Here is a 17,780-nt window from a genome sequence, read left to right on the forward strand (position 1 = left end):
AGGTTCCGGTCCTTCGTCGCGCGTACGGTCACGGGTTGAGTGCCTTCGTTCCGATCGCCAGCAGGGAGATGTCCTCCTGGGGTGCGTGCACGGGGCCGCACTGGATGTCGCGGAAGTGCCGCTCCAGGGGGTTGCCACGCGCCAGGCCCGGATTGCCGAGCAGCCTGACCGCCAGCTCCACGGCCCGCACCCCGTGCCGGTCGGCCAGCACGCGGGCGCCCAGGGCCTGTTCGGGGGTGTACGCGGTGTCGTGGGCGTCGATCCGGGCGGCGCCGCCGAACACCAGTTGTTCGGCGGCGGCGAGCAGCACCTCGATCTCCCCGGCGGTCCGCCGGAAGCGTTCCGTACGGGCCACCGGATGGCCGAGGTTGGCGGGTACCCGCTCGTGGGCGAAGGCGTGGAAGAAGGACTGCGCGGCCCGTGCGACACCCAAGTAGAGCGCGGCGAGCGGGAGATGGAGGGAAGCGCCGGCCCTGTTGTCCTGCTCGGCGGCCGGACCGTACGGGGTGAGCCCGATGACCTGCTCGTACGGGACGTCCACGTCCCGGAAGGTCACCTCGTGGCTGCCGCTGGCCCGTAGCCCCAACTGGTCCCAGCGGTCGGTGATCTCGATGCCGGGAGAGTCGCCCGGCACCAGGAACGTGCCCACCCGTGGTTCCGGCTCGTCGGTACTGGCCCACACCAGGAACCAGGCGAGCCCTTCCGCGCCGGTCACGAACCGTTTGGTGCCGCTGACCGACCAGCCGTCGGCAGTGCGCCGGGCGCGGGTGGCCGGTAGCCCGCCTCGCGCCGGAGAGCCCAACTCTGGTTCCACGCGGGCGTGGTTGACGAGCGCGGGCCGCTCCTCGGACTCCTTGAGCAGGCGCGCGTACAGCTCGTCCGGCCAGTGCGGCTGAGCCGCCTGTCTGCTGTGCGTGGTGAGGGTCATCGCGGCGATCAGGGCGACGGAGGGGTCACCCTGCCCCAGCGTGTGCAGGATGCGCGCGGTCTCCTCGACGCCGGCGCCCCGGCCGCCGTACCGCTCGCCGACGGTGGCGGTGAGCAGCCCGGCCTCGTGCACGGCTCGCAGGGACTCGGTGGGGAAGGCGCCGGACCGGTCGTAGCCGGGGGCCAGTTCCGCGAGGCGGGCTGTCAGGTCCGTGGTCACAGCGCCTTCTTCAGATCGGCGTTCAGGTCGGTGTTCAGCTCGCGGCTCCAGAAGGACTTGACGTCCAGGGGCGACTTCAGCGCACCGAGTTCGGCGAACACGTCGGCGACCTTCTGCTGCGAGGCGATTCCGTCGTCGCCGACCGTCCGGGCCTGCGTCGGCCGCTGGGCCTGCTGGGCGCGGAAGTCCTTCTCCGCCTGGGCCAGGGGCTGGTGGGTGGTGGTGGCGATCACCTTGGCGAACGCGTTCTGCCGGCCGTCACGGACGTATGCGTACGCCTTGGTGATCCGCGCGATCAGATCGGCGGTGGCGGCCCGCTGCGCCGCGCTCTCAAGGACGCTGTCCCGCGCCGACCAGAGGAAGTTGCCGGACAGGATGTCCTTGCCCGAGCCCACCGTCGTGGCGCCCTGCTGGTGTGCGGTGATGACCGACGTGCCGTACGAGGCGAAGGCGTCGATGCTCCCACCGTTGAGGGCGGCGAGACCGTCGTTGGGCAGCAGCGGCTTGGCGTCGATGTCGGACCATTTCAGGTCCGCCTGCTTGAGCAGCTCGTACAGGAAGTAGTGGGCGGTCGTGTTCTGGACGTAGCCGACCTTCTTGCCCTTCAGGCCCGCGATGTCGGTCACCTCGGAGCCCTTGGGGACCACGACCTCCTGGTTCAGGGTCGAGCCGCGCTGCACGGCGACGACCTTGAAGTTGGGTCTGCCGTCGGCGGCCGCGAAGATCGGCGGGATCTCGCTGGACGAAGCCACGTCGAGGGCTCCGGCGCGGATGGCCTGGAGCTGCTGGTCACCGCCCTGGAACAGGCTCCACTTGACCTTGTACGGGGTGTCGTCGAGGTGGGCGAACTTGAGAATCGCCTCCTCGGCCTTCCAGCCGGTGGCGCCGACACGCAGGGTCACCGAGGACTGGTCGGACGAGGACGAGGAGGTGGCCGTCGCGTCGCCCCCGCAGGCCGCCGCGAACGGCAGCAGGAGGGCGAGGGCGGCGGCGGACGCGCGCAGGGAACGGCGGAACAACACGGAGTCTCCATGAGGGTCTTCGCAAACGGGTTCGGTGGACGGGGGTCCAGGCGGCTCGGGTCAGGCGGCCTGGGAGGCGGCGGCTCGGTGGGCGAGTTCCTGCCGGACCAGCGGGACGACGTAACGGGCGTAGTCGATCGCGTCGTTGAGCGGGTCGTAGCCGCGGATCGACAGCAGGTCGCAGCCGATGTCGACATAGTCGAGGAGCGCCTTGGCGACCGTCTCGGGGGAACCGACCAGGGCGGTCGAGGCACCCGCGGCATTGGTGGCGACCGCCGGGGCGGTCCACAGGCAGCGGTCCTGGACCTCGCCGCGCTCCGCGATGTCGAGCAACCGCTGCGATCCGACGTTCGCCGGGCGCCCGGTGGTCCGGTAGTGGCGCAGCAGCTCGGTGTTCTTCGCCTGGTCCTTCAGCACGCCCAGCGTCCGGTGCGCCTTCTCCCAGGCCAGTTCGTCGGTGGGCGCGATGATCGGCCGGAACGACACCCAGATGCGGGGGCGGGGGCGTCCGGCGGCGTCCGCGACCGCGTTGACGGCGGCGATCTGCTCGGCGGTCTCCTTCAGCGGTTCGCCCCACAGTCCGAAGATGTCGCCCTGCCGGCCGCCGACCCGGTAGGCGTCCTGGGAGGACCCGCCCACGGAGACGGGGATGAGCCCGTTGAACGGTTTCACATCGGAGTAGTAGCCCTCGAACTTGAAGTACTTGCCCTCGTGCGAGACGGGTCCTTCGGCCGTCCACACCTTCCGCAGGATCTGGATGTACTCGTCCGAACGCTCGTACCGCTCGCTCTTGTTGAGGTAGTCGCCCTCCCTGTGCTGCTCCTCGTCGCTGCCGCCGGAGATGATGTGCAGCGACAGTCGGCCGTCGCTGATCTGGTCGAGGGTCGCGAGGGCGCGGGCCGCGTGCGTGGGGAAGACGACGCCGGGCCGGTGCGCCAGGATCGGGCGGACGCGTTCGGTGTGGGTGGCGACGAACTGGGCGACCTGGAAGGCGTCCGGCGAGGCGGAGTGATAGGCGACCAGAGTATGGTCGAAGCCGCCGTCGTCCAGGGCACGGGCGTACTTGCGCAGATAGGCGGGGTCGAAGCCGGTCCGGCTCGCCGCGGCCGGGCCCGAGGCCCCGGAGTCGGTGTGGACAGCACTGATGAACTCGACGGGCATGGTGAACTCCCTTTCTTCGAAGGTCAGTTGAGTTCCGCGTAGGTCACTTGAGGACGGAGGTGTCAGCGGACTTGGCCACGTCGACGTTCGGCTCCAGCACACCGATGCCGTTCATGAGGTCGGCCACGCCCTGGACGGTGCGGTTCACACCGGAGTCGATCGGCAGAACCTGGCTGTACGCGGCGGAGGCGAGCGTCTTCGCCACGGAGGCGTCGGCGCCGTTGCGCTGCTCGATGGCCTTGGCGTACGCGTCCTGGTGCGTGCTCGTCCACTTCAGGGCCGTGCCGAGGCGGCGCAGGAAGTCACCGAGGGCGGTCTTCTTCTGCTGGTCCGCCAGGGCCTTGTCGGAGGCGCCGATGAAGCCGTAGCCGCTGACGCGCCCGTCGGCGCCGTCGACGAGGAGCCTGCCGCCCTGCTCCAGGCCGACGGCCTGGTAGACGCCGAAGGTCGCCCAGATCTTGACCTTCCCCGAGGCGAACGCGGCCTGTGCGTCGGTCGGCAGCAGGTACTGGACCTTCACGTCCGAGTAGGTGAGGCCGTTCTGCTTCAGGGCGTTCGCGAGCAGGTACTCGGCGACACTGCCCTTCGCCGAGGACACCACGACCTTCTGGCCCTTGAGGTCCTTGACGCTGTCGATGCCGGAGTCCTTGCGCACGATGATCCCGACGTGCTTGCCGTCGTTCTTGAGCGCGGCCACGTTCTTGAACTTCACGCCGCCGCTGAGCGCCTGGAGGGCCGGCAGGTCGGCGGAGAACCCGGTGTCGGCGGCGCCCGCCTGGACGGCCTGGTAGAGCGGGGCCGCACCCTGGAACTCCGCCCACTTCACCTTGTACGCGGCGCCCTTCAGCGCGCCGGAGGCGGCGACGATCGTCTGGAGGGTCTTGGCCTGGTCGCCGATGGTGAGGGTGACCTCGTCCTGGCTCCTGGCGGTGTCCGCGGAAGAGTCTGCGCCACAGGCCGTCAGTGCCAGGAGGGCGGAGAGGCTGAGTCCGGCGGCGGCAAGTCTGCGTATCACGAGAGGGTCCCTTCAAGGGCCTTGGTGTCGGCCAGGGTGTCGGCCGGGGTGTTGGTGGGGGTGACGCCGAGCCAGCCGAGGAGCCGGGCGCGCAGGGCGACGAACTCGGGGGCGGTGAGGTCGCGGGGACGCGGCAGGCCGACGGTCAGGTCGTGGGCGATCCGGCCCTCGTCCATCACCAGGACGCGGTCGGCGAGCAGCAGCGCCTCCTCCACGTCGTGGGTGACGAGGAGGATCGCGCAGCCGTGCCGCTGCCACAGTTCGGCGACCAGCTGCTGCACCCGGCCCCGGGTGAGCGCGTCGAGGGCACCGAACGGCTCGTCCAGGAGCAGGAGTTCGGGCTCGCGGACCAGGGCGCGGGCCAGCGAGACGCGCTGGGCCTGGCCGCCGGAGAGGGTCTTGGGCCAGACGGTGGCACGGTCCGCGATGCCGACCTCGTGCAACGCCTTCTCGGCGCGCGACCGGTCGGGGCGGCCGGGCAGCCCGAGGACCACGTTGCGCCATACCTTCAGCCAGGGCAGCAGCCGCGGCGACTGGAAGGCCGCGCTGCGGCGCGCGGGTACGGTGACCTCGCCGCCGATCTCGTCGTCGAGCCCGGCGAGGATCCGCAGCAGCGTCGACTTGCCGCAGCCACTGTGCCCGAGCAGGGCCACGAACTCGCCCTCACGGAGGTCGAGATCGAGGTCGTGCAGGACGGTGGTGCCGTCGAAAGCCCGTGAAAGGCCGCGGATTTCCACACTGTTGGTCATGTTGCTATGCCTCACCCTCGAAGTTGGCCCGCCAGGTCAGCAGCCGGCGCGACAGGATCCGTACGGCGAAGTCGCAGGCGAGACCCAGCAGCGCGTAGACGGCGAGGCAGAGCACGATGACGTCGGTGCGGAAGTACTGCTGGGCGTTGCTCATCAGATAGCCGAGGCCCGCGTCCGCGTTGACCTGCTCGGCGAAGACGAGGGCGAGCCAGGCGGTGGAGAGGGCGTACCGGAGCCCCACGAGTGCCCCGGGCAGCGCGCTCGGCAGGATGACGTACCGGATCAGGCCCAGCCTGCCGAGCCCCATCATCCGTGCGGCTTCGACGAGTTGGGAGTCGGTGGAGCGGATGCCGCCGTAGATGTTGAAGTACAGCGGGTAGGTGACACCGAGCGCGACCAGTGCGATCTTCGGGGTCTCCTCGATGCCGAACCACACGATGAACAGCGGGATCAGTCCGACCCAGGGGATCGCCCGGAACATGCCCATCGAGGAGTCGATGACGTCCTCGCCGAGCCGGAACAGCCCGGCCAGCAGGGACAGGCTGAGGGCGACGGTCGCCCCGATGAGGAAGCCGATGGCCGCTCGGCGTCCCGACGCGGCGATGGCGCTGGGGAGTTCGCCGTTCCGGGTCAGTTCGACGGCCTGCTTCACGACGTCCACGGGGGACGCGAGGACCGATTCGGGGAGCACACCGGTGGCCGAGGTCAGGAACCAGAGCAGGACCAGGCCCACGGGTCCGGCCGTCCGGCGCACGGAGCGGGGCACCCGGAAGCGGCGGGTGGTGCGGGCGGTGCCCCGGATGGTCACCCGGGCGGTCGGCGGCGCCTTGTCGGTCGGGGAGTGCGGGCGCGGCAGGGCCGTGGTGGCCGCAGCGTCGAGCGGTTTCGTCGTCATGTGCGGGGATTCCTCTCGCGTCGCCTCAGGACGGCAGCGGACCGGTCGCGGCCGGGCGGGCGGGATCGGCGGACCAGGCGGACCAGGAGCCGGGAAAGAGCGTCGCCTCGAAGCCGGCGAGGGCGAGCGCGGCGATCTGGTGGGCGGCGGTGACGCCGGACCCGCAGTACACGCCGATCCGGGACCCGTCGCCGGCGCCGAGCTCCTCGAACCGCTTGCGCAGCACCTCGGGCGCAAGGAACGTCCCGTCCGGCGCGAGGTTCTCCCCGGTCGGCGCGGAGACCGCCCCCGGGATGTGCCCCGCGCGCGGGTCCACGGGCTCCACCTCGCCCCGGTACCGCTCGGCGGCACGTGCGTCCAACAGCAGCCCGCCACCGGCGAGTTCGGCTGCGCCGTCGGCATCGGTGACCGGCAGTCCGCCCGGTTCCAGCACGACGTCACCCGGCGCGGGAGCGGTCGGCACTCCGGTCTCCAGCGGCACTCCCGCCGCCCGCCAGGCCCCCAACGCCCCGTCCAGCAACGTCACGTCAGCCACTCCGGCGTGCCGCAGGAGCCACCAGGCGCGGGCCGCCGCCGTGTTACCCAAGTCGTCGTGGACGACGACTGCTTGACCGTCACGAAGGCCCCATCGGCGCGCCGCGGTCTGCAACTGCGCGAGGTCCGGCAGCGGATGGCGGCCTGCCTGCGGGCTCGGTGGCGCGGCGAGTTCGGTGTCCAGGTCGACGTACACCGCGCCCGGGATGTGCCCGTGGGTGTAGTGATCGCGGCCGTGCGGGTCCCCGAGCGCCCAGCGGACGTCGAGCACCACCGGCGGCCGGTCCGAGACGAGCAGCTCGCGCAGCTCGGAGACGGTCGTCGTCACACGGGCGCTCATGCGAGACCCTCCGCGATCGCGGGCAGCTCGGGCGAGAGGCGCAGCCGTTCCAGAAAGAGCACGACCGTGGCGGCGGCTGTGCGGTGCAGCGCGTCGTTGAGGACGTCGTGCCGACCGCCGTTGAAGGTCACGACCCGTACGGCGGGGTGGTCCTCGTAGGCGCTGAGCGCCCGGTCGAGCGGGCTCACCGTGTCGTCCGTACCGTGCAGGGCCAGCACGGGAACGCCGGCGAGATCCAGTCGCAGGTCCGGCAGGACGGGCGGCTCGTCGAGAGCGCCGCGCCGGAAGCGCGGGTCGTTGGCGAGGCGTCCCTGGTGGGTGGGGCAGGCGGTGCGTGCCTCGACCTCGTCCTCCCAACTTCCGGACGTCCAGGGGCCGGTGGGCAGGCCCACCAGGATCAGCGCGTCGACGCCCGCGGGCTGCTCGGCGGCCAGCCGAGCGGCGTACCGGGCACCCGTGTCCGAACCGACGAGCACCTTGGGGCCGGGCAGCGACTCGTCGGCGAGGAGCTTGGCCGCCTCGTCGAGCACGGAGGGATCCGCGGATGCGTCGCCGAGGGCGCGCACCCGGTAGGCGTCGAAGGCGAGCCGGCGGCCGAACCGCTCGTACACGCCCCCGTGTTCGCCCCGCCCGGCCAGCACGATGAGCGTGCCACGTGCGGCGAGGCCTTCGGGCTCGTCCCAGGAGGAGACAGGCGAGGAGACAGGCGAGGGGGAAGGAGAGGAGGGCATGGGGAAGCAACTCCCGTTTCGGGGCAGGGGAAATGGACGCGTGACAAGCAGGAGGGGACGCCGACACGTGTCAGAACAAGGGAGACGTGATCAGCTCAGGCCCGGCGGGAGCGCCGGTGTGGAGAACGGGAACGCCGGTACGCGGCGGAGATCAACGACAGCGCGCGCTGCACGCCACGCCGAAGTCGATGACTCGGCGCTGCGTCAGAAGGGCAGCGGAAGCGGTCGTGGGAACCATGCGCCCATCATGACCGGCCGGGACGGACCACGTCCAACGACGATTCCGCATCGAAACCGATCAGCAATCGCGATCGGTGCCGGATACGGGCTACGGTCGCCGTATGCCCCAACCTGTCCTCGACATCGTGGCCCTGCGCAGCCTGACCGCGATAGCCGACTGCGGCGGCTTCCACCGCGCGGCGCGCTCGCTCGCGCTCAGCCAGTCCGCGGTCAGCCAGCATGTACGCCGACTGGAGAAGACGCTCGGGGGCCCGATCGTCGAACGTGAGGGCCGGGGCATGCGGTTCACCCCTCAGGGGCGCCTGCTCGTCGAGCAGGCCCGGCGCATCCTCGCCGTCCACGACGAGGCCGTGCGTGCCCTGCTCGACGTGGACGGCGACACCGTCACGATCGGTTCCACCGAACACGCCGCCGACCAGTTCCTGCCCCGCCTCACCGCGGCCGTCCAGGAGGTGCGGCCCGGCTGCCGGGTGCGGTTCCGCATCGACCGCTCGGCGCGGCTGGTCGAGGCCGTGGAGCGGGGCAGCGTGGATGTCGCGGTGTACGTCACGGAGGCCGCGGCCACCGAGGGCACGCCGGTCGGCGGCCTTCCCCTGCTCTGGCACGCCACGCCCGGCTGGGAGCCGCCGACCGCGCCGGCTCCCGTGCCGCTGGTCGCCATCGAGGACCCCTGCGCGATCCGCCGCCGGGCCATAGCGACGCTTGCCGCGCACGGGGTGCAGGCCACGGTCGTCGGCGACGCGGGATATCTGGCCGGCGTCCTCGACATCGCCCGCACGGGCCAGGGCGTGGCCCTGCTCGCCGCGGTCGGCCCGGCACCGGACGGCCTGACCCCCTGCGAGGGGCTGCCCCCGGTCACCCCGATCCCCATGAGCGCACTGGCCCGCCCGGGGGCGGATCCGGCGACGGTGGCGGCGGCGTTCGACGCCGTACGGGGACTGTTGCACTGAGGGAAGCCCCACGCGGTTCCGTCAAGAGCGCACAATTTCACACACATGACATGTACATGAATTACGCTCCCGGCTGATCGTTTCCCTTGTACCCATGAAGGTCTGTGAGGACCCGGATGATCAAGATGAGACTGCTCCGTACCCGACTGGCCGCGTTAACCGCCCTGTTCGGCATCCTGATGACACTGCTCTGGGCACTCCCCCGGCCCGCCACCGCCTCGACGGCCGCGACGGTCTCGCCCGCCTCGACGGCCCCGCCGGCCTCGACCGCCGCACCCGTGCCGACGCACCCCCTCTGCGCGAGACCCGACAAGCCTCACCAGATGGCCTGTTTCGCGGTCGCCCGCGACGATGTCCGGCAGACCGGCAAAGGCCTCCAACCCCTGCTGGCACCGGCCGGGTTGGGCCCCGCCGACCTCCAGAGCGCCTACGATCTGCCGTCCGACGTGGCCGGGGCCGGCGTCACGGTGGCCATAGTCGACGCCTACGACGACCCGAACGCCGAGGCCGATCTGGCCGTCTACCGTTCCCAGTTCGGCCTGCCGCCCTGCACCACCGCGAGCGGCTGCTTCCGCAAGACCGACCAGCGCGGCGGCACCGAGTACCCACAGCCCGACGCGGGTTGGGCCGGTGAGATAGCCCTCGACCTCGACATGGTCAGCGCCGCCTGCCCGCTCTGTCACATCCTGCTGGTCGAGGCCGACGAGCCGTCCATCGAAGGCCTCGGCGAGGCGGAGAACACGGCGGTCGCGCTCGGCGCCACCTACATCTCCAACAGCTGGGGCGGGAGCGAGAGCGCGATCGGCGACCTGCCCGGCGACGACTACTACAAGCACCCGGGCGTGGCGATCACCTTCAGCACCGGCGACAACGGCTACGGCAACAGCTACCCGGCCACACTGCCGTACGTCACGGCGGTCGGCGGGACCTCGCTGAGCCGGGACGGCGGGACGACCCGGGGCTGGAACGAGTCCGCGTGGACCGGGGCGGGCAGCGGCTGCTCGGCCTACTCCCCCAAGCCGTCCTTCCAGACCGACCGGGGCTGCGCCAACCGCGCCGTCGCGGACGTGTCGGCCGTCGCCGACCCGGCGACCGGCGTCACCGTCTACAACACCTACGAGGACCACGGCTGGGGCGTCTACGGCGGTACCAGCGCGTCCGCCCCGATCATCGCCGCCACCTACGCGCTCGCCGGAAAGCCGGGCGCGAAGACCTACCCCAACGCCTACCCGTACGCCCACATCAGCGCCCCCGACGGCGCGCCGAGCGGCGCGCTGAACGACGTGACCAGCGGCACCAACGGCACCTGCGCCACCGCCTACCTGTGCACCGCCGGCCCCGGCTGGGACGGCCCCACCGGCCTCGGCACCCCGAACGGCACAGCCGCCTTCACCACCGGCCCGTACGGCAGGCTGACCGGCAAGGTCACCGACCCGTCCGTCGGCGGCCCCGTGGCCGGGGTACGGATCACGGCCGGCGCGAACGCCACGACGACCGGCGCCGACGGCACCTACGACATGACGCTCCCGGCGGGCACGTACGACGTGACGGCCGCCAGGTTCGGCTACGGCAGCACCACGCCGGCCGCCGTCGAGGTCGGCGACGACGCGACCGTGGCCCGGGACTTCACCCTCACCGCCCAGCCGCTGGTGACCGTCAGCGGGCGGATCCGGGACGGCTCCGGGCACGGCTGGCCGCTCTCCGCGGGCATCCAGGTCACCAACGAGCCGTCCACCCGGACGTACACCGACCCGGCGACCGGCCGCTACACCCTCGAACTGCCCGCCAACAGCACCTACACCCTCCAGGTCGACCCGGTCTACACCGGGTACCAGGTCACGACGGCCGACCTGACGGTGGGCGCCAAGGCCGGCCGCAAGGACTTCGGCATCCCGGTCGACGCCGCCGCCTGCGTGGCGCCCGGATACACACAGACGTTCAGCGAGGCCACCGAGACCTTCGACGGCACGCGGGCGCCTGCCGGGTGGAGCGTCACCGGCAGTGGCCACACCTGGCGCTTCGACGATCCGGCCGGGCGCGGCAACCTCACCGGCGGCTCGGGCGACTTCGCCATCGCCGACAGCGGCTACTACGGCGACCGGGAGAACACCTCCCTCCTCTCCCCGGTTCTCGATCTGACCGGCCACGACACGCCCGCGGTCCGTTTCGGCACCTTCTACAAGCCGTTCGACGACGACTCCAAGGCCGATGTCGACCTCAGTGTCGACGGCGGCACCACCTGGTCGACGGTCTGGCACCGCGACACCGACTCCGCGGGCCCCGGGACGCAGAGCATCGCCCTCCCGGACGCGGCGGGGAAGTCCGCCGTCCAGGTGCGGTTCCGCTACAACGGCGACTACGCCTACTACTGGCAGGTCGACGACGTCGCCTTCGGCGGTATGACCTGCAAGCCGGTGCCGGGCGGGCTGTTGTACGGGACGGTGACGGACCGCAACACCGGCCGGCAGCTGAGCGGCGCGACGGTGAGCGGCAGGACCGGCGCCACGGCGACCACGGCGGGCGACGGTTCGTACGTACGCTTCGCGCCGCGGGCGGCCCGTCAGCAGGTCGCGTTCAGCGCCGAGCACTACACCACCGCGACGAGGAAACTGAGCGTCAAGGCCGACCACGCCACCCGCCTCGACGCGGTGCTGCGCGCCGGACGGTTGGCGATCAGCCCGGCGTCGGTCGAGAGGACCGTCCGCAAGGGGAAGGCCACCACCTCCCAGGTCACCCTGCGCAACACCGGTTCGGCCCCGCTCACCGTCAGCCTCACGGAGCGGTCCGGGGACATCCCGACGGCGACGAAGGCCGGCGCGGCGGCCCCGCAGTACGTCCCCGGTGACTACACCCCCGACCGGCTGACGAAGGCAAAGGCGAAGTCGAAGTCCGCGGCTACGTCCACATCCACGTCCACGGATGTGGCCCCCGCCGCCTCGGCCTGGACCTCCCTCGCCGACTACCCCACCCCCGTCATCGACAACGCCGTAGCCACCGGCCCGGACGGCCGCGTCTACTCGGTCGGCGGCACCGACGGAACCTCCGTCCTGTCCGGCGGCTACGTCTACGACCCCGTCACCGCCGCCTGGACGGCCATCCCCGGCGGCCACCCGACCCCCCGCGAGTCACCCCAGTCCGCCTTCCTGAACGGCAAGTTGTACGTCACCGGCGGCTGGACGGCGGACGGCGACACCGTGACCACCACCGAGGTCTACGACCCGCAGCACCGCACCTGGTCCACCGCAGCCCCGGCGCCCGCCGGGTACGCGGCAGCGGCCTCCGCCACGCTCGACGGCAAGTGGTACCTGGTCGGCGGCTGCGGCCAGGGCTACTGCACCGGCTCCACCACCGTGCAGGTCTACGACCCGGCCACCGACACCTGGGCCACCACCACCCCCTACCCCGAGGCCATCTCCTGGCTCGGCTGCGGCGCCGTCTCGGGCACCCTGTACTGCGCGGGCGGCACCACCGTGGTGGAGGGTACGCGGCACGGCTACGTCTACGACCCGGCCACCGCCGTCTGGACTCCGATCACCGACCTTCCCATCGACCTCTGGGCCTCGGCCGCCACCACCGCCGACGGCCGCTTCCTCCTCTCCGGCGGGGTCAGCAATCTGCTCGGGGCCGTCACCAGCGCCGGCTACGCCTACGACCCGGCCGCGCGCACCTGGTCCGCCCTGCCCGCGGCCAGCACGCCGCTCTACCGGGCCGGCGGTGCCTGCGGGTTCTACCGTGTCGGCGGCGCGCCGAGCGTCTTCGACGCCCATGCGAACGTCGAGCAGCTGCCGGGCCTCGACAGCTGCGTCCCGTCGACCGACGTCCGCTGGCTCTCCGCCACACCCGTCACCCGTACGCTCGCCCCCGGCCGGCGTCTGACCGTCACTGTCCGGCTGGACGCGGGCGTGAAGGCGGTGGACGTGGCCGGGACCTATACGGCCGCGCTCGCGGTCGGCACGGACACGCCGTACACGTACCCGCTGGTTCCGGTGCGGATGACCGTGCGCTGACGGGACGTCATCCGGCCATGCCTTCCGCCGCAGCCCTCCGCGACCGACCAGTCGCGGAGGGCTCGGCCCAGGCCGTGGAAGGCGCGACCGCGGCGCTCCGGCGAAAGCGGGCCGGGCCGACAGGTTCCTCCCGGACGGCGAGAACGGGCCACAGTGCGGCGCCGATCCGGTCCGCGAGACCTGGGTCCCGGTCGCCGGTGCGCAGGCAGTACGCGTAGATGCTGCCGATCATCATGTCCGCGATGACGAGCACGTCCACGTCCGGGCGCAGGGCACCCTCCGCCCGCAGCCGCCGCAGTGTGTCGATCAGCGACCGGGATTGATTGTGCTCGGTCTCGGTCAGGACGTGCCCGATCACCGTCATCCCTTTGCCTGGCGGGGCATACGGAACCGGGTGTCGCAGGTCCTAGGCTGTGTCAACTGCCGCGCACGATCCGCTGAGGAGCGCGAGCGGGACCCGCTCGGCCCGCTGGACGACCTCTCGCCGGCCGACGTGCTGAGCAGGGATTCCTGGCGTTCGCGCGTTCGCGCGTCCGCTCTTCGGTCCGCCGCGCGCACATCGGCCGACCCATCTCCACCCCTTCTCCGGGCGGCCCTGACCTGCTTCGTCAGGTGAAAGGCCAGGGGTGGTAGAGGCAGTAGCCGCCCACTCCGATCGTGGCGATCCCCGTGAGCAGCAGAGTGGTGATGAACCTGATGTCCGACGTGCGCTCACGGCGTTCGTGGTCGGGGTCGGCGGTGAGGAGGGACGGGTCGGCGGGCGCGTACCGGAGGGGGATGGCGCGGCCGAGGGACGCGGCGATGTCCCGGATGCCCTGCGTGCACAGTGCGGTGACCTCGACCCCCTCGTGGGTGGTGAAGGCGACGACGGAGGCGTGGCTGACGCTCTCGCCGCCTTCGCCGTCGGTGTGGACGTCCCTGGTGACGGCGACCACGCGCCCCTGGACGGTGACGCCCTCCGCCAGTTGAGCGACGCGGGCACGGGCGTACTCGCCGTCACGGCTCAGTGCGACGACGAGGAGCAGCAGGCCACCGACGCAGATCAGCCCCCACTGCCAGCCCCACGCGAAGAACGACTGGACGACCAGTCCCAACACCAGCAGGATCACCATGCAGTTCGGCCCGTCGACCCCGGCGGTCCGCCCCTCGCTGTCCAGCATGAGATAGAACCGCTCCGGCCGCCGCCGCGGGAACCGGACCGGGAACTCCTGCCCCACCCAGGCCACCAGCACCCGGTCGCCACGCTTGTTCTCGTGCCGCAGCCTGAACTCCCGCCCGGTGCCGGGGTCCTGGTACTCGATCGTCACCGGTATCCCGTGATTCCCCGACTCACCGTGTACCGGCGGATGCACCTCCACGACCCGGGCCGTCACCCACACCGCCCGCTGCGGCCGGGTCAGCCCGGCCAGCGAACACGCGTAGCCCAACAACGCCAGCCCAGCGGGCACCGTCCACCACAGCCCGAGCATCCTCTGCAGGTCCATGCAGCGAGGCTCTCGCTGCATGGACTCCTACCGATCCCAGGTTCGGGCCGGGACGGCCATCTCCCTGGATTCGGCGAGCCGGCCCGAGGCGACAGTTCCCTCACAGCAGCGACCGCTCTGGGCCAGGAGCTGCTGTCGTTCCGGTCTTGAGGCTCGGCCCCGGAACGGGCCTGTGCCGGGGCCGACCGTGTGCCTTCAAAGGATCATCGCCGTCATCACCCGGTCCGTACCGGGGTCAGTCCGCTCGCTCCGGGTCCACGGTGGTCGTCGATCCCATGGTCACGTGTGCCTCGCCGGCCCGGGACGGTGGATCGACGGCGTCATCGCTTTCGGTGATGTCGCTGTTCTCTTGGGGGCCACCGTGCGCTGCGTCCGTCTTCTCGGTGGAGTCGTTGTTCCCGTCACTCTCCTGTTGCCGCCTTTTCAAGGCGAGCTCCTTGGCCCTCTTCTCGGAGAACAGCCTCATCTCGGCCTCTGTCCGGTGCTCGAACACTGTTGTCTCCATGTCAGTTCCTGGGGTCCGGTGCACGCACGGGGCCCGCCGGTCCCGCCCGCTGAGTCATTCGTTCGGAAGTGATGACCGGGCAGCCGAAGTTTCTGTGACAGTGTCACAACGTTGGCATCCGCGGTACCGGCCGCCCGGATCAGGCCGATGTGGCCTCGCCGTCGAACTGGATGGCACGGATCTCCCGGCGGGAGGAGATGCCGAGCTTCGAGAACACCTTGCGGAGGTGCCATTCGACCGTGTGCCGGCTGATGAACAACTGGGCACCGATCTCGGGGTTGGTGAGCCCTTTCCCTGCGAGCCGGGCGATCTGCGCCTCCTGCGAGGTGAGAGCCGTGGGCGTCGCGACCGTGTGGGTGCGGACCCTCGCCCCCGTGGCCTGCAACTCGCCTCGCGCGCGTTCGGCGAACGACTGCGCCCCGAATCGGCTGAACATCTCGTGTGCGATGTCCAGTTGGGCACGGGCGTCGACACGCCGGTTCTCGCGGCGCAACCACTCCCCGTAGAGGAGATGCGCACGGGCGAGTTCCATACGGACCCGGGTCCGGCCGAGTCGCTCGATCGCCTCACGGTAGAGCCGGTCGGCGGAGTCGCCCTCGCTGAGCAGCGCCCGCGAGCGCGCTTCCACACCCAGGGCCCAGTTCGTGCCGCTGGCTCGCGTCGTCTCCGAGACCCGCTCCAGCGCGTCGGTGGCCGACTCGGGTGAACCGCTCCGCACGGCGGCCTCGATCAGCTCGACCAGGGCCCACCGGGGCGAGGAGAACTCCCGCGGCTCGGCGGCCGCCTCCCTGGCCGCGGCCAGCGCCTGCGCGTACTGGCCGAGCCCGTTGCACAACACCGCCTCGTACCAGCGTGTGACGGTGACAGTGGCCCCTTGGCCCCGCGGCACCGCCTCCCCCAGGTTCGCGTCGATCAGCGCACGGGCCTCGCCCTCGCGGCCACGCCAGACAGCCAGACCGAGGGGGCCGACCCGTCCCGGGTTGGTGTTCCCGGTGGCCGCGCACACCTCCGCGATCTCCTCGATCAGCGACTCGGCCGTCGTGAGCTCCCCGGCAAGGAGGTGGACGAACACCCGGGAGTCGAGAGCGTCGGGAAGAGCGCTGAGCGCTCCGGCCTCGCGGGTGATCGCCACATGCCGGGTCGCGGCCGTGTGCCAGTGCTCGTCGTCCCACAGATCCGAGGCGATGACCGACGCCAGCCAGAGTCGGCGAAGCTGTTCCTGTACGGGGAGCCGCTCGTCGCAGAGCGTCTCGAGTGCTTGCTCCATCATCGGCACCGAGGCCGGGTAATCGTCGGTGAGTCGCACCGCGAGGGCGTCCAACACGAGGTCGGACACCCCTGGCTGCTGTGCCGGCGGTGCCTCACGGGCGGCCTCGCCCGCCTCCCGCAGTCCCGGGCCGCGCGCCAGGCGGCCGGCGAATATCGCCGCCGCGACGGCGTCCAGGTGGATCTCACGGGCAATCGCGACATCGAGCCGGCCGAACCGGCGAGCGGCGGCAAGCAGCAGCTGCGGGGCCTCACCGCCACGGTTCTGGCCGAACGCGATCCCGGCGCGCAGCACCTCTGTCCGCGCGCGGCCCGGTTCGTCCAGGGGCCCGGCCGCCGCCGAGGCGAGGAGGCCGGCAGCCGACTCGAACGCCCCGGCGTGGAGTTTCGCCTGTGCCGCGTCCAGCGCGCGCTGTGCGCGTCGCGTGGGATCCGGTGTCAGCGCGGTCGCACGCTGGAGGAACGCGGCGGCTTCAGCGATGCCACCGCGCGCGTGGGCTCGGCCCGCGGAGCGCTCCAGTTCGGCGGCCACTGTCTCGTCGGGTCCCGAGGCGGCGTCGGCCAGGTGCCAGGCCCGGCGGTCGGGGTCGAGCCGGGCATCGGTGGCGTCGGCCAGCGCCTTGTGCACCTCTCGGCGTTCGCCCGGGCCTGCTGCTCGATAGGCCGCCGAGCGCACCAGCGGGTGCCGGAACCGTACCCGGTTGCCGAGGGCGATCAGGTCCATCGCACCTTCGTGCGACCCGGCGGTGTCGGCGTCGATGCCCAGGCGCCGGGCCGCGCGCCGCAGCAGTGTGACGTCGCCCAGCGGTTCGGCGGCGGCGATGAACAACAGGCGTCGCGAGTCGGACGGCAGCGCCTGGACGCGGCGGAGGAACCCCTGCTCGATCTGACTCGACAGCGGCCGTGCGTCCGGAGGTTCGAATCCCCCGGCCGTCTCCGCCGCGGTCAGCCCGCGTGGCAGCTCGAGCAGGGCCAGTGGGTTGCCGCGTGACTCGGCGACTATGCGGTCGCGCACCCGTTCGTCGAGCGGTCCGGTGACGACCGAGTCGAGCAGTGTCCGGGAGTCGCGCTCGGTCAGTCCCGTGACGGACAGGTCGGGAAGGCTGCCGAGAGCACGCCCGGCACTGGGTTCACGGACGGCGAAGACGAGCACAACCGATTCTGCGAGCAGGCGGCGCGCCACGAACTCCAAGGTCAGCGCGGACGCCTCGTCCAGCCACTGCGCGTCGTCGACGAGGCAGATCAGCGGCTGGTCACCTCCGGCGTCCGCGATGAGACTCAGAGTGGCCAGACCCACGAGGAACCGGTCGGGCGCGGCGCCGGCGCGCAGACCGAAGGCCGTGCCGAGCGCGTCACGCTGGGGCTCGGGCAGCTGGTCGAGACCGGCGAGCAGAGGAGCGCAGAGCTGGTGCAGGCCAGCGTAGGAGAGCTCCATCTCGGACTGGACGCCTGCCGCTCTGATGGTGCGGCAGCCGGTGGCACGGGTGAGGAGATGTCTCAGCAGCTCGGTCTTGCCGATCCCGGGCTCACCGCGCAGCACCAGGACACCACTGCGCCCTGCTCTGGCACCTGCCACGAGATCGTCGAGAGCCTCACATTCGTTCTCCCTGCCGAGAAGCCCGGCCCGTGAACCGCGCCTCGCCATGGCCGCTCCCTTGTCAGGACTCTTCGCTCGGTATGGTAATCCGTCCGTTGATCGCCATGCCCATGATCGACCGTGCCGCGTCGGCTCGC

14 protein-coding genes are annotated in these 17,780 nt (G+C 71.5%); 2 read left to right on the forward strand and 12 right to left on the reverse strand.

The features are described 5' to 3' along the window. Nucleotides 1-28: 28 nt before the first annotated feature. Genes OHT57_RS07425 through OHT57_RS07460 form a run of 8 tightly spaced genes read right to left on the reverse strand, consistent with a single transcriptional unit; the run spans nucleotide 29 to nucleotide 7,594 of the window. Nucleotides 29-1,147, reverse strand: a complete 1,119-nt coding sequence (locus OHT57_RS07425) for an acyl-CoA dehydrogenase family protein (protein ID WP_328745249.1) — start codon at nucleotides 1,145-1,147, stop codon at nucleotides 29-31. Continuing rightward, entirely contained in the window at nucleotides 1,144-2,169 is a 1,026-nt protein-coding gene (locus tag OHT57_RS07430) for an ABC transporter substrate-binding protein (RefSeq protein WP_328745250.1), read from the reverse strand. The genes OHT57_RS07425 and OHT57_RS07430 overlap by 4 nt, the downstream gene beginning before the upstream one ends. Before the next feature lie 60 nt (nucleotides 2,170-2,229). After that, on the reverse strand, nucleotides 2,230-3,330 hold the full coding sequence (locus OHT57_RS07435) for an LLM class flavin-dependent oxidoreductase (RefSeq protein ID WP_328745251.1): 1,101 nt from the start codon (nucleotides 3,328-3,330) through the stop codon (nucleotides 2,230-2,232). 43 nt (nucleotides 3,331-3,373) lie between these two features. Continuing rightward, a complete protein-coding gene (locus OHT57_RS07440) occupies nucleotides 3,374-4,345 on the reverse strand; it encodes an ABC transporter substrate-binding protein (protein ID WP_328745252.1) in 972 nt (323 codons plus the stop codon). Then, nucleotides 4,342-5,094, reverse strand: coding sequence for an ABC transporter ATP-binding protein (locus OHT57_RS07445; protein WP_328745253.1), 753 nt, complete (start codon nucleotides 5,092-5,094; stop codon nucleotides 4,342-4,344). The genes OHT57_RS07440 and OHT57_RS07445 overlap by 4 nt, the downstream gene beginning before the upstream one ends. A gap of 4 nt (nucleotides 5,095-5,098) precedes the next feature. Then, nucleotides 5,099-5,989, reverse strand: coding sequence for an ABC transporter permease (locus tag OHT57_RS07450; RefSeq protein WP_328745254.1), 891 nt, complete (start codon nucleotides 5,987-5,989; stop codon nucleotides 5,099-5,101). 25 nt (nucleotides 5,990-6,014) lie between these two features. After that, a complete protein-coding gene (locus OHT57_RS07455) occupies nucleotides 6,015-6,863 on the reverse strand; it encodes a sulfurtransferase (RefSeq protein WP_328745255.1) in 849 nt (282 codons plus the stop codon). Next, complete coding sequence (locus OHT57_RS07460; RefSeq protein ID WP_328745256.1) at nucleotides 6,860-7,594, reverse strand: alpha/beta hydrolase; 735 nt, start codon at nucleotides 7,592-7,594, stop codon at nucleotides 6,860-6,862. Before OHT57_RS07460 ends, OHT57_RS07455 begins: the two co-directional genes overlap by 4 nt. 341 nt (nucleotides 7,595-7,935) lie before the next feature. Between OHT57_RS07460 and OHT57_RS07465 the strand changes: the two genes are divergently transcribed. Together OHT57_RS07465 and OHT57_RS07470 are read left to right on the forward strand one after the other, a co-directional pair. Then, nucleotides 7,936-8,784 carry a LysR family transcriptional regulator gene (locus tag OHT57_RS07465; protein ID WP_328745257.1) on the forward strand — a complete coding sequence of 283 codons (849 nt, stop codon included), beginning with the start codon at nucleotides 7,936-7,938 and terminating at the stop codon, nucleotides 8,782-8,784. A 116-nt stretch (nucleotides 8,785-8,900) separates the two neighbouring features. After that, nucleotides 8,901-12,791, forward strand: coding sequence for a carboxypeptidase regulatory-like domain-containing protein (locus tag OHT57_RS07470; RefSeq protein WP_328745258.1), 3,891 nt, complete (start codon nucleotides 8,901-8,903; stop codon nucleotides 12,789-12,791). Nucleotides 12,792-12,798: 7 nt separating this feature from the next. Here the strand turns inward: OHT57_RS07470 and OHT57_RS07475 are convergent, their stop codons facing one another. From OHT57_RS07475 to OHT57_RS07490, 4 genes are all read right to left on the reverse strand, one after another. After that, nucleotides 12,799-13,149, reverse strand: a complete 351-nt coding sequence (locus OHT57_RS07475; protein ID WP_328745259.1) for a hypothetical protein — start codon at nucleotides 13,147-13,149, stop codon at nucleotides 12,799-12,801. Between the two features lie 250 nt (nucleotides 13,150-13,399). Then, nucleotides 13,400-14,275 (reverse strand): DUF3592 domain-containing protein, encoded by an 876-nt coding sequence (locus OHT57_RS07480; protein ID WP_328745260.1) that lies wholly within the window; start codon nucleotides 14,273-14,275, stop codon nucleotides 13,400-13,402. 235 nt (nucleotides 14,276-14,510) lie between these two features. Continuing rightward, the gene (locus OHT57_RS07485) at nucleotides 14,511-14,780 is read right to left on the reverse strand and encodes a hypothetical protein (protein WP_328745261.1); all 270 of its coding nucleotides are present in this window, start codon (nucleotides 14,778-14,780) and stop codon (nucleotides 14,511-14,513) included. A gap of 139 nt (nucleotides 14,781-14,919) precedes the next feature. Continuing rightward, nucleotides 14,920-17,691 carry a helix-turn-helix transcriptional regulator gene (locus OHT57_RS07490; protein WP_328745262.1) on the reverse strand — a complete coding sequence of 924 codons (2,772 nt, stop codon included), beginning with the start codon at nucleotides 17,689-17,691 and terminating at the stop codon, nucleotides 14,920-14,922. Nucleotides 17,692-17,780 lie beyond the last annotated feature (89 nt).

This window comes from Streptomyces sp. NBC_00285, assembly GCF_036174265.1.
Classification (GTDB): domain Bacteria; phylum Actinomycetota; class Actinomycetes; order Streptomycetales; family Streptomycetaceae; genus Streptomyces.

Excerpts from the sequence above, each read along its gene's own strand:
- OHT57_RS07465 (WP_328745257.1), top strand. The coding sequence starts at position 7,936 with ATGCCCCAACCTGTCCTCGACATCGTGGCCCTGCGCAGCCTGACCGCG.
- OHT57_RS07455 (WP_328745255.1), bottom strand. The coding sequence starts at position 6,863 with ATGAGCGCCCGTGTGACGACGACCGTCTCCGAGCTGCGCGAGCTGCTC.
- OHT57_RS07445 (WP_328745253.1), bottom strand. The coding sequence starts at position 5,094 with ATGACCAACAGTGTGGAAATCCGCGGCCTTTCACGGGCTTTCGACGGC.
- OHT57_RS07480 (WP_328745260.1), bottom strand. The coding sequence starts at position 14,275 with ATGGACCTGCAGAGGATGCTCGGGCTGTGGTGGACGGTGCCCGCTGGG.
- OHT57_RS07490 (WP_328745262.1), bottom strand. The coding sequence starts at position 17,691 with ATGGCGAGGCGCGGTTCACGGGCCGGGCTTCTCGGCAGGGAGAACGAA.
- OHT57_RS07435 (WP_328745251.1), bottom strand. The coding sequence starts at position 3,330 with ATGCCCGTCGAGTTCATCAGTGCTGTCCACACCGACTCCGGGGCCTCG.
- OHT57_RS07460 (WP_328745256.1), bottom strand. The coding sequence starts at position 7,594 with ATGCCCTCCTCTCCTTCCCCCTCGCCTGTCTCCTCGCCTGTCTCCTCC.
- OHT57_RS07485 (WP_328745261.1), bottom strand. The coding sequence starts at position 14,780 with ATGGAGACAACAGTGTTCGAGCACCGGACAGAGGCCGAGATGAGGCTG.
- OHT57_RS07470 (WP_328745258.1), top strand. The coding sequence starts at position 8,901 with ATGATCAAGATGAGACTGCTCCGTACCCGACTGGCCGCGTTAACCGCC.
- OHT57_RS07450 (WP_328745254.1), bottom strand. The coding sequence starts at position 5,989 with ATGACGACGAAACCGCTCGACGCTGCGGCCACCACGGCCCTGCCGCGC.